Annotated in this window: 8 protein-coding genes; 7 read left to right on the top strand and 1 reads right to left on the bottom strand. The window is 40.6% G+C overall.

The window, feature by feature from the left end:
• The first annotated feature begins 87 nt into the window (after nucleotides 1-87).
• The 6 genes from Bovatus_RS03830 to Bovatus_RS03805 all read left to right on the top strand — a co-directional run bounded on the left by Bovatus_RS03830 (nucleotide 88) and on the right by Bovatus_RS03805 (nucleotide 10,751).
• The gene (locus Bovatus_RS03830; RefSeq protein ID WP_004318226.1) at nucleotides 88-1,560 is read left to right on the top strand and encodes a TolC family protein; all 1,473 of its coding nucleotides are present in this window, start codon (nucleotides 88-90) and stop codon (nucleotides 1,558-1,560) included.
• Between the two features lie 75 nt (nucleotides 1,561-1,635).
• On the top strand, nucleotides 1,636-2,886 hold the full coding sequence (locus tag Bovatus_RS03825) for an efflux RND transporter periplasmic adaptor subunit (RefSeq protein WP_004295921.1): 1,251 nt from the start codon (nucleotides 1,636-1,638) through the stop codon (nucleotides 2,884-2,886).
• A 25-nt stretch (nucleotides 2,887-2,911) separates the two neighbouring features.
• Entirely contained in the window at nucleotides 2,912-5,290 is a 2,379-nt protein-coding gene (locus Bovatus_RS03820) for an ABC transporter permease (protein WP_004295922.1), read from the top strand.
• A gap of 12 nt (nucleotides 5,291-5,302) precedes the next feature.
• Nucleotides 5,303-7,699, top strand: a complete 2,397-nt coding sequence (locus tag Bovatus_RS03815; protein ID WP_004295923.1) for an ABC transporter permease — start codon at nucleotides 5,303-5,305, stop codon at nucleotides 7,697-7,699.
• A gap of 28 nt (nucleotides 7,700-7,727) precedes the next feature.
• Nucleotides 7,728-8,402 (top strand): ABC transporter ATP-binding protein, encoded by a 675-nt coding sequence (locus tag Bovatus_RS03810; protein WP_004295924.1) that lies wholly within the window; start codon nucleotides 7,728-7,730, stop codon nucleotides 8,400-8,402.
• A 27-nt stretch (nucleotides 8,403-8,429) separates the two neighbouring features.
• Nucleotides 8,430-10,751: an ABC transporter permease gene (locus Bovatus_RS03805; RefSeq protein ID WP_004295925.1), complete on the top strand. Its 2,322-nt coding sequence runs from the start codon at nucleotides 8,430-8,432 to the stop codon at nucleotides 10,749-10,751.
• Nucleotides 10,752-10,832: 81 nt separating this feature from the next.
• Here Bovatus_RS03805 and spt read toward each other — a convergent pair whose 3' ends face one another.
• The gene (gene spt / locus Bovatus_RS03800) at nucleotides 10,833-12,017 is read right to left on the bottom strand and encodes a serine palmitoyltransferase (protein ID WP_004295926.1); all 1,185 of its coding nucleotides are present in this window, start codon (nucleotides 12,015-12,017) and stop codon (nucleotides 10,833-10,835) included.
• A gap of 220 nt (nucleotides 12,018-12,237) precedes the next feature.
• Here spt and Bovatus_RS03795 point away from each other — a divergent pair, with 220 nt between their 5' ends.
• Entirely contained in the window at nucleotides 12,238-13,263 is a 1,026-nt protein-coding gene (locus tag Bovatus_RS03795; RefSeq protein WP_004295927.1) for a diacylglycerol/lipid kinase family protein, read from the top strand.
• Nucleotides 13,264-13,358 lie beyond the last annotated feature (95 nt).

Raw genomic sequence — 13,358 nt, 5'->3', positions numbered from 1 at the left:
GAAAGGAATATTACTATATTATTGAATGATAACTGTTTATCTGAATGGCACATCTTTTGAATGATAAATAACAAATATAACCAACGAATGAATCTGAAATTAATCTTCATATCTCTCGGACTATTGTTGACAGAACTATTGACTGCTCAAGATCAAACCACAGAGCTGTCATTGAAGCAAGTCATAGAGATTGCCCGTATGGAATCTCCCGATGCACAGACGGCACGCCACAGTTTCCGTTCTGCGTATTGGAACTATAAATATTATCGTGCCAATTATCTGCCGTCTTTAAGCCTGACATCCGATCCGAATCTGAACCGTGCCATTAACAAGATAACGATGGGAGACGGTTCGGTAAAGTTTGTCGAACAAAATCTATTGAATACAGATTTAACCCTGAATCTTTCACAGAACTTATCCTGGACCGGTGGCTCTTTCTTTCTCGAAACCTCCGCTCAACGCATGGATCTGTTCAGCGAACATAAATACTCATGGCAGACTTCCCCCATAATGATCGGTTATCGCCAGTCTCTTTTTGGCTACAATAGTTTGAAATGGGATAGACGGATAGAGCCCGTGCGCTATCAGGAGGCAAAGAAAAGCTACGTAGAGACGCTTGAACTCGTATCAGCCAATGCGATTAATAAATTCTTTGCCTTGGCCACCGCCCAGAGCGATTACGATATTGCTTCCTTTAATTACGCCAATGCCGATACACTTTACCGTTATGCGCAAGGCCGCTATAACATAGGTACCATCACAGAAAATGAAATGCTGCAACTGGAACTTAACCGTTTGACGGAAGAGACAAACCGCATGAATGCCCTTATTGAAATGGATAATTGTATGCAGGAACTCCGTTCCTATCTTGGTATTCACGAAGATCGGGAATTACGTGTCCTTGTCAGTCCTCAAATTCCGGATTTCAGTGTGAACCTGAATGAAGCACTGGCACTGGCTTACGAAAACAGTCCGGATATACAGACGATGGAAAGGCGGAAACTGGAAAGTGAGAGTGCTGTGGCGAAAGCCCGCGCCAATGCCGGCCTGAAAGCAGATATCTATCTCCGTTTCGGATTGACGCAGACTGCTGACAAACTGCCCGACGCTTATCGAAATTTGTTGGACCAGCAATACGTAAGTATCGGCATTTCTCTTCCTATCCTAGACTGGGGACGTGGAAAAGGACAGGTGCGAGTAGCCCGTTCCAATCGTGATCTGGTTTACACACAAGTCGAACAGAGCCGGACGGACTTTGAACTGAACGTTCGTAAACTCGTCAAACAATTCAATCTGCAAACGCAACGTGTCCGGATCGCTGCCCGCACGGATGAGACAGCCCAACGAAGAAGTGAAGTGGCCCGCAAACTCTATCTATTAGGTAAATCTACCATTCTTGACTTGAATGCTTCCATTTCAGAGAAAGATAGTGCCCGCCGTAACTATATTTCGGCTTTATATAATTATTGGAGTTTATATTATACACTCCGTAGCATGACACTATATGATTTTGAGCGAAATACGATACTGACAGAAGACTACCATCTTCTGATTGAATAGAGAACAACGAAAAGTCAGTAAAGAATAGTGATGGAACCCTAATTAATAGAAACTTGTAAAACACCAGATAATCTCATGGATATAAAATTAGAAAAGAAACCGTGGTACATTCGTTACAGATACTATCTGATAGGAGGGCTTTTATTTGCCGCCTTTTTGATTTATGTGATTACTTTGTCTTTAGGTCCCAGAAAACTACGGATAGATGCCGAAAATATACAGATTGCAGAAGTGAAAGAGTCTGATTTCATGGAATATGTAGATGTGGAAGGGCTCATTCAGCCTATACTGACCATCAAGATCAATACTCGTGAAACTGGAAGCGTGGAAAGGATTGTCGGTGAAGAGGGAAGTTTGCTTCAGCAGGGAGACACCATTCTTATTCTTTCCAATCCCGATTTGCTCCGCAATATTGAAGACCAGCGTGACGAATGGGAAAAGCAAATGATTACCTATCAGGAGCAGGAGATTGAAATGGAACAAAAAAGTCTGAACTTGAAACAGCAAGCCCTGACAAATAGCTACGAATTGGAACGCCTGAAAAAAAGCATCGCTCTCGACCGCGAAGAATTTCAGATGGGAGTGAAGAGTAAGGCGCAGTTGCAGGTAGCTGAAGATGAATATTGTTACAAACAGAAAAACGCAGCCCTGCAACAAGAGAGCTTGCGACATGATTCTGCTGTCACGATGATACGTAAGGAATTGATTCGTAACGACCGGGAGCGGGAACGGAAAAAGTACGAACGTACTCGCGAACGACTGAATAGCTTGGTGGTCACAGCTCCACTGAAAGGTCAGCTTAGTTTCGTAAAGGTCACTCCGGGGCAGCAGGTTTCCTCCGGTGAAAGCATTGCTGAAATAAAAGTGCTCGATCAATACAAAATCCATACTTCACTTAGCGAATATTATATCGACCGGATCACCACCGGACTACCGGCTACCGTGAACTATCAAGGAAACAAATATCCGCTGAAAATAACAAAAGTGGTTCCCGAAGTGAAAGATCGTATGTTTGATATTGATCTTATTTTTACCGGAGATATGCCCGATAATGTAAGAGTCGGCAAGAGCTTCCGGGTACAGATTGAATTGGGACAGCCGGAGCAAGCGCTCATTATTCCGCGAGGCAACTTCTATCAGTTTACAGGCGGACAATGGATTTATAAAGTAAATGCATCAAAGACAAAAGCAGTTCGCGTGCCATTGAATATTGGTCGACAGAATCCGCAACAATATGAAATAGTAGAAGGTTTACAGCCGGGAGATTGGGTTATTACCACCGGATATGATACCTTTGGCGATGCGGAAGAATTGATCTTGAAATGAATGAAAAATAACAAATAGATAAAACATGAAAACATTGTACTATGCGATACGCTTTTTGTTGCGTACAAAATCATATACTATTATTAATTTGCTCGGGTTAGCCTTTAGTTTAGCTTGTTGCATTATTTTGCTTCGTTATATTCATCGTGAGCTTACAGTAGACACACATTGCATTGATCGTAATCAAGTGTATGGTGTACAGACAACGTTTGAAGGAAATCGGGTATTAAGTGTGGCTGAAATAGGGAGCCGGGATAGTGTTTACATTGATAATAGTGGCATAGTGACGCGTTCACGCATCGTGTTGCTCGAAAATGATTATTTGACCTATCAGTCAAATCGTATTCCTGTTCAAGCTATGGCAGCAGATAGTGCTTATTTTGAACTTTTCCCTTACCGTGTGTTACAAGGTTCAGTGTCCTTGGAAGATCCGGCGTCAGTTTTGTTAATGGAGGGTTTTGCTAAAAAACTTTTCGGCAAAGAAAATCCTATTGGCAAGATTCTCACTTATTCGAATGGAAAGGAGATTAGGGTGACAGGCATATTAGAGGAACCAATTAATAAGCGGATGTTTAATTTTGACTTGGTCCTCTCTTCAAAACTATCATCATTATGGGAGCGTATGCCTTTGGATTTTATCCGTTTCACTTCAGAAACGGAAGTAATGAAAGCCAATAAGGCCGGGAGTTATCCCCGGTTTATCAATCAGGATGCTCGTAGCGGGGATAGTCGGAAATACACTTTCTCTCTAGTTCCTATAAGTGATATGTATTGGGATCGGGCTTTAATTGGTCGATCCGGACCAGATATGCTAGTTAGCGGAAACCGTTCCCAACTATTTATTTTAGGAGGAATTTGCCTGTTGATATTACTTGCAGGTGTGATGAATTTCATCAATCTTTATCTGGTATTGATGGTGAAACGAGGTAAGGTGTATAGCTTGCGGAAAGTTTTTGGAGCTGATAGAAAAGCGTTGTTTAAGCAAATATTCATAGAAAACTTTTTATTGATCGCTGCTTCCATGATAGTAGCCTGGCTCATTGTAGAGGTGACAAATATTCCTGTATCATCTATGTTTGGCAGTCAGCTGATGTATACTGCATTTGATGGGATATTATCATTCTCTATTTTGTTGTTTTTGCCTCTGTTAGTATCTATTTATGCGTTTGTGCAGTGCCAACGTTCTTTGTTGGCTGTTTCAATCCGGAAGGTAGGTACAGATAACCATTCGGTTCGTTCACGTATGATCTTTCTTTTTCTGCAATATATGATTACTTTCCTGTTAGTGGTATTATCAATCTATTTCAGCAAGCAACTGAATTTTATGTTACATACCGATCCTGGTTTTCGTGTAGAGTCTGTAATTCAAGCAAACTTGATATATGAATCACGAGATTTCGCAGTTTACACTATGGAGACTATCAAACAACGGCAAGAGAGGATTACTGAAATAGACCAACTCATGAAGAGTTGTCCGGATATTCAGTATTGGACGACGGGACATTCATCTATTTTGGGAGACTATTATTCTACAAACTTTCAAAGTGTAAAAGGAGAAACAGTTGCGTTGTTGCAATCTTATGTTACTCCTGATTTCTTTAAAGTTTTCAATCTTGCGTTTGTGGATGGAAGTCTGCCGGAAATGGATGAAGACTCAAGAAATAGAGTGGCCGTTGTAAATCGTGCGGCATTGAAAGCCTTAGGATATACGCAATGTGAGGGAGCTATGCTGGTTGATGAAATGATGAAAAGAAACGTCCCGGATTTTCCGGCTCAACCTATTGTTGCTGTAATAGACGATTATTATGACGGACATATTAGTACAGGTGTCCATCCGATGGTCTTTATGGTTGGTAGTCAATTAGACGGTGATTTATATCAGATATATTGCCACTCCGGCAAAGAACAGGCAGTTATTGACTATTTGAAAAGCATTCAAAAGAAAGTGTATGGTACAGAGGATTTTAAATATTCTTTGTTGAAGGACGATGTGGCTGAACTTTATAAAAATGATCGCCAGATAGCTTCTGTTTATGCTCTTTTCGCTTGTATAGCTATTGTAATAGTTTGTCTTGGCTTGTTTGGTATTTCATTATTTGACATTAGGCAGCGTTCCCATGAGGTTGCAATTCGCAAAGTGAATGGAGCATCACTGAAAGATTTATATCTTTTACTAGGACGCAAGTATCTTGTCATATTAGGTGGGGCTTTTGCAGTAGCTCTTCCATTATCCTGGTATCTGATATATGAATACACAAAGGATTTTGTAGTGAAAGCTCCTATAGGTATAGGAATCTTTTTGATAGCTTTGTTATTGGTTGGTGGTATTTCTTTAGGGACTCTATTCTGGCAAATAAACAAGATTGCGCATATTGATCCTGCTAAAATTATAAAAACTGAATGAATCTAAGATATTATGATAAAACACTATTTCAAAGTAGCATTTAGAAACTTGTGGAAGTACAAGGCACAGAATATAATTTCCACCATCGGATTGGCAGTAGGACTACTGTGTTTTAGTATATGTATGTATTGCAGTCGTTTTGTAGAATCTACCAATCATTGCTTTGACAATTATTCCCGCATAGCCGAGTTAAATCTCTATAATGAACAGACTGGTGACTATTTTTCCGGCACACAAGTAGCATTATCCGAAGAACTCCGTACTTGGGCTATGGGTGAAGTGGAAGCGATCTCTTGTATGGCATATCCCCGTGAACGCTCTTTTCAGGTTGAACTGTCTCCGGATAAATCATTGCCATACGATCTTGAAATTATAGAAGTCGATACCCTATACAATAAAGTCTTTACTCCGCAAATGGTAGTTGGTAACTGGCGGACAGCAAGCCGGATGCCCAACGCGGTTATTATAAGCCGGTCCACTGCCATAAAGATATTTGGTCAGGTGGAGACTGCCATTGGCAAACACCTGACTCTTACAAGACGGCTTTATACTTCTCCGGACAGTACACCAAAGACAGGAGGTATTGTGTACACAATCCAAGCAGTGATGGAAGATCTTCCACTGAACAATGATTTTAATTTTATGTGTCATACCGATGCATTGGTTATCAACGACAGTGAGGGACTTTTTCAGAGTCCGAAACGTCGCGATATAACGGGAGCCCGGACATACGTTTTGTTATCTCCGCAGGTTGGCATTACTGGTTTGGAAAAACAATTTTCCAAGCGCGACTATACTTATAGCCTATATAACGAGACTTATACCGTTGTTGCCCGTTATATAGGAGACCGGTCGCAGGAGAAAGGTATTTATATTCTGGGATGGGTCACCGGAATTGTCGGCATATTGATATTGTTGGTTGGATTGATTAATTTCTTTCATTTTCTCATCGGCTCTTTCCTGAATCGCACTAAGGAATACGCCATAATGAAAATGCTTGGTTCTGATTGGAAACGGCTGTTCTGCCTGTTATTAACACAGTCACTGATGATTGTATTTGCATCCTCATTTTTGGTGATATGGGGTATCGAACTAATTGGAGATAGAATGGATTTCTCTTTGCCAGGCCTCACAATGACTTTCCCTCCTGAAACACTATTAAAGCATATTCTGCAATACATTGTTTTTCTTGCATTGCTTTGCATGGCAGTCTGTCTGCTGGTATCCGTCCGTATTCGCAGGTCTTCCATACAGACAGGTATCTATGGAGGTCAAAAACGTCGCGGGAAACAGTGGGGACGTAACTTTATGCTCGGCGTCCAGTTCTTTATTTGCTGGATATTCGTAACGCTGACTGTCAGCCTGTTTTTGCAATCAGGAAAGGTGACTGAAACCTTATTTCATACGTTAAGTCAGGAAGATAAAGAAGCGATTCTTAGTATTCCGCTGGACTATCCATTTCTGGAGAATAAAGAAAAACAGGAAATGGTGGAACGTTTCAGGCAGCATGCCGGTGTGAAAGATATTTTGTTATCTGATATATCTTATACTCATGGAATATCCGGAAACTTGTTAATGACGGAGAAAGGAAATGATAACTCTTGGATTGATATTAATGTAATGTGTGTACCATTGAATTTCTTCACCTTTATGAATATTCCGATAACGGAGGGCAGGACGATCCGGACAAAAAAGGATCTCGTAATGGATGAAGTCTGGCAGAAAAGACAAAAGAAAGATATCATCGGAATGAACTTTTACGACCAGACCAGTGATTTCACCGTTTGTGGAGTATGTGCCCCCTTTCAAACAGATGTACATAACCATAATGGCGGATATGCTTTCACACTTTATGATTCTTCTGAATACATAGGTCACTGCTATGTGAAATGTTACCCTGAACAGCAAAAAGAAGTCATGAAATGGATGGAAACCATCCGTCGTGAAGTGCTGCCGGAGAATATTTCTTCCCAAGTACGTACATTTCAGGATGATTTGTACGAAGTGCAGGCAGTGGAATATATTCTGAAAGATATCATCTCGTTTTTTGCAATTGTAAGCATCATCATTACCCTGTTGGGAGTGTATTCCAGCATTACGCTCGATACAGAACGCCGCCAGAAAGAGGTTGCCATTCGCAAAGTGAACGGAGCCGGAATACGTTCCATCATCTGGCTGTTTGCACGTTTGTACCTGATTTTGCTGATGGTGACTGCCGCCATCACCTTTCCGCTCATTTACGTGGTATTGCAACTGTGGAAACAAATGTACACCGTATTTTTTAATGATGGAATATTATATTGGGGAAGCATATTTTGGGGAGTAACCTTATTGACAGTAATTACCATTATCTTTAAAATACTGCGGATTGCACGTCTCAATCCCGCAGAAGTAATCAAAAACGAATAAAATTAATAATTCTAAAAACAATACAGTTATGATTAAGACCATTGACTTACAGAAGATTTTCAAAACGGAAGAAGTAGAAACTTGGGCGTTGAATAACGTCAGTATCGAAGTGAAACAAGGTGAATTTGTAGCCATCATGGGTCCCTCCGGCTGTGGCAAGTCAACATTGCTCAACATTTTGGGGCTACTTGATAACCCGACAGGAGGAGAGTATTATCTGAACGGAACGGAAGTCTCCCGGTATACCGAGTCGCAACGTACCAGTCTTCGCAAAGGCGTGATAGGCTTCGTATTTCAGAGCTTTAACCTGATAGACGAGTTGAACGTATACGAAAATATCGAACTTCCTTTGCTTTATATGGGTATTTCCGCTGCCGAACGGAAAAAGAGGGTAGAGTCAGCTATGGAGAGAATGGCCATTACTCATCGTAGTAAACACTTTCCGCAACAACTTTCCGGTGGTCAGCAGCAACGTGTTGCCATTGCCCGTGCCGTCGTGGCCAACCCTAAACTGATTTTGGCCGATGAGCCAACCGGTAACCTGGACTCCAAAAACGGTAAAGAAGTGATGGGGCTATTGAGCGAACTGAATAAAGAGGGAACCACCATTGTCATGGTGACCCACTCACAACACGATGCCGGTTATGCCGACCGTATCATAAACCTGTTTGATGGACAGGTGGTGACCGAAGTTAGTATGTAAGCACAAGCTATCAATAAAAAGTATATCATGATAAAACATTATCTGAAAGTAGCCTTTCGTAATCTGATAAAGTATAAAACACAAAGTCTTGTTAGTATTATCGGATTAGCAGTCGGCTTTACCTGTTTTGCGCTGTCGGTATTATGGATACGTTATGAAATGACGTATGATAATTTTCATGAGGGAGCCGATCGCATTTATCTGGCAGGCAGTAGCTTTCGTCTTTATGGAGACGGATTTACCTATAATTCATCTAGTTTTCTAGCTGATTATTTGGCAAAGAATTGTCCGGAGATAGAGAAAGTATGTCGTATATTTTATGACTGGAATGAAAAAAAGATTAAGAATGAGGATGTTGAGTTTGTGGTACGACGTATAGAGGTAGATTCAAATTTCATTTCAATGTTTAATATTAAAGTATTGGATGGAGATAACCATCTACAGCTAAAAAAGGATGAAATTGCTATAACAGAAAATACGGCAAAGCGAATATTTGGGAAAGAATCTCCGATAGGTAAACACTTGATTTTAGAGGAAAGTAACGAAGAAAAAATAATCGTTGCAGTTGTAAAGTCATGGGAAGGACACTCTTTGTTTTCATTTGATATATTATTGCCATTTCATGATACAAACCCCAATTGGGGGAACCAACGATGCCAAACGCTTTTTCGTATTTATCCCAACTGTGATATAGAAGCATTGAAACAGAGGTTGTCAGAATATGAAGTACAACAAGATGGTCATAAATATCCAAATTCTACGCTTATTGCTCCATTATCCACATTGCGGAGTAGTCATCCGAGGGAAGATGTGAATGTGAAGTTGAATCATATTCGTCTTTTTGCATGTATTAGCGGTTTGGTTATAATTTGTGGAATATGTAATTATTTAACAATGTTGATAACTCGTATCCGGATGCGTAAACGTGAGTTAGCGTTGAGGAAAGTCAATGGTTCATCAAATGGTGGGTTACTCACTTTACTTCTTACAGAACTTGTCTTGTTACTAATTTTATCTTCAGGAATAGGGTTGGTATTGATAGAACTCATCCTGCCGACTTTTAAACGTTTGTCACAAATCTATGAGGGTGCTTCATTTTTTTATATCGAAGTATTTGTTTATATACTATCATTGATTGCCGTGACAGTTGGTTTTGCATCTCTGCTTATACGATACATTAGCAAGCGAACTCTACTTAGTAATATAAACAAAAAATCTAATCTTCATCTCTCCGGTTGGTTTTATAAGAGTAGCATTTTATTTCAGTTGTTTATTGGTATAGCCTTTGTTTTTTGTACTTTGGTGATGATGAAGCAACTTAACTTCTTGTTGAATACCAAAGAACTTGGAATAGAACGGCATAATGTGGGAGCTGTTGTTTATTGCTCTGAAAATGTTCCTTTTAAAGAAATATTAGAACAGATGCCCGATGTTACAAAGTATTTGAGTGGCTTTCAGACACCTATTCCCAAAATGTATTTTTCAACATTCAGGATAAAGGAGTGGGAAGGAAAGACAACTGATAGTGAGCAATATATAGATCTAGAAGATGAGACGATCAATCAAGAATATGCCGATTTCTTTGGAGTTGAGGTGCTGGAGGGAAGCATGCTGGATGAAAAGGATGGAAAAAATATGGTTGTTATAAATGAAGCTGCTGTGAAAGCTTTCGGATGGACACAACCGGTTGGAAAGAAAATTGATAAATTAGGAAGGCATTATATAGTGAAAGGGGTTATTAAAAATATTTCATATAATGCCCCAATACACCCGGTAGCCCCTGCTATGTTTTTTTTGCCGGATAATACAGGCAGAGGAGGTATTATATTCAAAGTGAAAGAAGGGACTTGGAACGTTGTTTCTGAAAAGATAAAAGCGGAAGTGAATAAAGTTAATCCAAATGCAGAATTGATGTTGTCTAATATGGAAGAGGTTTATGACACTTATATGAAATCAGAGAGAACTTTGTGTCAATTGTTGAGCATAGTTTCTTTTATATGTATAGCGATTGCCGTATTCGGCATATTTTCATTGGTGACTTTATCCTGCCAGCAACGGCGTAAAGAAATAGCTATACGCAAGGTAAATGGAGCCAATATAGGAATAATCCTGAATCTATTCTTTAGAGAATATTTACTTTTACTTGTGTTTTCATCGTTCTTTGCTTTTCCGTTGGGATATGTCATGATGAAACATTGGCTAGAAAATTATATAAAGCAAACACCGATAGAATGGTGGCTCTATGCAGTCATATTCATAGGAATGGGATTTGTCATTTTCCTAAGCATCATCTGGCGTGTATGGAAAGCCGCCCAGCAAAATCCGGCGGAAGTACTTAAGGGTGAATAAGATAAAATAAAAGTCCGGCACATTGATTTGTGTCAGACTTTTCTTTTATTCACCCGATAAGAGTGATATATTTCTCGTAGATTATAAAAGATCCAATGCTTTAAATGCCTTAACTAGCTTTTCTACAGCACGGTCAATTTGATCTTTTGTATGAGTAGCCATCAATGCCACACGTACCAAAGTGTCTTGCGGTGCACATGCCGGAGGAATAACCGGATTGATAAATACCCCCTCGTCGAAAGCCAATTTAGTGACCATGAATGTTTTTTCCGTGTCACGTACATAAAGAGGAATGATAGGTGATTCTGTTGCACCGATTTCAAATCCTGCTTCACGGAAACGCTTCAATGCATAGTTGGTAGCTTCCCACAGCGCTTCAAGTCTTTCCGGTTCATCCTGGATGATGTGGAGAGCTTCAAGAGCAGATGCAGTAGCAGCCGGAGTGTTGGACGCACTAAATATATAAGTACGTGCGTTGTGGCGTAACCAGTTGATGATAGAAGAATCAGCAGCAATGAATCCACCGATAGAAGCCAATGATTTGCTGAAAGTACCCATAATCAAGTCAACTTCGTGAGTCAGACCGAAATGGTCGCAAACACCACGTCCTTGTTTTCCAAATACACCCAAGCCATGAGCTTCGTCTACCATGATAGTAGCGTTGTATTTATGTTTCAAGCGTACGATTTCGGGCAAGTTTGCCAGGTCGCCTTCCATAGAGAACACACCGTCTACTATGATGAGCTTCACTGAATCCGGGTTGCACTTTTGAAGTTGCTTTTCCAGATCCGCCATATCGTTATGCTTATATTTTAATTGTTGAGAGAAGGAGAGACGACGGCCATCTACGATAGATGCGTGGTCGCGGTCATCGCAAATGATATAATCATTGCGGTCTGTCAAAGCAGGGATAACTCCGGAATTCACCGTAAAACCGGTTGAGAAGCAGAGCGCTTCATCTTTGCCTACAAAGGCAGCCAGTTCTTTCTCCAACTGAACGTGCAGGTCAAGCGTACCATTCAAGAAGCGCGAGCCTGCGCAACCGGAACCATATTTATGCATGGCTTTGATACCTGCTTCAATCACTCTTTCATCTCCCGTAAGGCCAGTGTATGCATTGGAACCGAACATCAACACTTCGTGTCCGCCCATTTCTACCTCTGTACCCTGCTTTCCTTCTATCTCACGGAAATATGGGTAAACGCCCTGTGCCATAAACTTTTGTGGCAGGTCGTACTTAGCTAACTTCTCTTGTAATAATCCCATGAATTATAATTTATTATACTCATACTCAGATCGTTCGCTGACGATCTTACATCCTTTTATCTTAACAAGTGTTTAAAAACAGGGGGCAAAGATAACAAAATTTGCTTTTATCTGTTCTTTTTAAGAGAAAAAAGTTGCTCTCGTATGATTAGAAACCTCTAATAGATTAAAATTTAAGATATTTATATTACTTTTGTCGTCTACAATCGACAAGAATAGCATGAACGAAAGAATGAAAAAAATAAAATTCGTCGTCAATCCTATTTCGGGAACACAAAGTAAAGAATTGATTCTTAACTTGCTGGACGAAAAAATAGACAAGGCGAGATACTCTTGGGAAGTAGTGTATACGGAAAGAGCCGGTCATGCAGTAGAAATAGCTGCCAAAGCTGCCGAAGAGAAAACAGATATAGTAGTGGCTATTGGTGGGGATGGAACAATCAATGAAATAGCTCGTTCGTTGGTGCATACTGATACCGCGCTGGGAATTATTCCCTGCGGATCGGGCAATGGACTGGCGAGGCATCTGCATATACCGATGGAACCGAAGAGAGCATTGGAAGTGCTGAACGAAGGTTGCATGGATGTGATAGATTATGGTAAGATTAACGGTACGGATTTTTTCTGCACTTGCGGAGTGGGATTCGACGCGTTTGTCAGTCTGAAGTTTGCGCATGCCGGTAAACGGGGGCTATTGACTTATCTGGAGAAAACCCTGCAGGAAAGTCTTAAATATGAGCCGGAAACGTACGAACTGGAAACGGAAAACGGAGTTTCCAAGTATAAAGCCTTCCTGATTGCCTGCGGAAACGCGTCGCAATATGGAAACAATGCTTATATCGCACCGCAAGCCACTCTGACAGATGGTTTGCTGGATGTGACTATTCTCGAACCGTTCACCGTATTGGACGTTCCTTCATTGGCCTTTCAATTATTCAATAAAACAATCGATCAGAATAGCCGTATCAAGACTTTCCGCTGCAAGCAGTTGTGCATCCGCCGGACTACTCCGGGTGTCGTGCATTTTGATGGTGACCCCATGGAAACGGATGCCAATGTAAATATTCAGCTGATTCAAAGAGGATTGCGCGTGGTAGTGCCACGAGCACCGGAAAAGGATGCAGCCAATGTGCTCCAAAGAGCGCAGGAATATATGAATGGCATCAAATTGATGAATGAAGCCATCGTTGACAATATAACAGATAGAAACAAGAAAATATTGAAAAAGCTGACAAAGAAAGTCTGATAAAATAACGGATTACTGACACCGAATTACAAATTATTGCGTACTTTTGCGCAGTTTTGGTTCGATCAAAATAAAAACGCGAGTGATAATCGTTT

It is taken from the genome of Bacteroides ovatus (genome assembly GCF_001314995.1).
GTDB lineage: Bacteria > Bacteroidota > Bacteroidia > Bacteroidales > Bacteroidaceae > Bacteroides > Bacteroides ovatus.
Note: the sequence above shows the minus strand (reverse complement) of the source record. Positions and strands in the feature narration are given on the sequence as shown.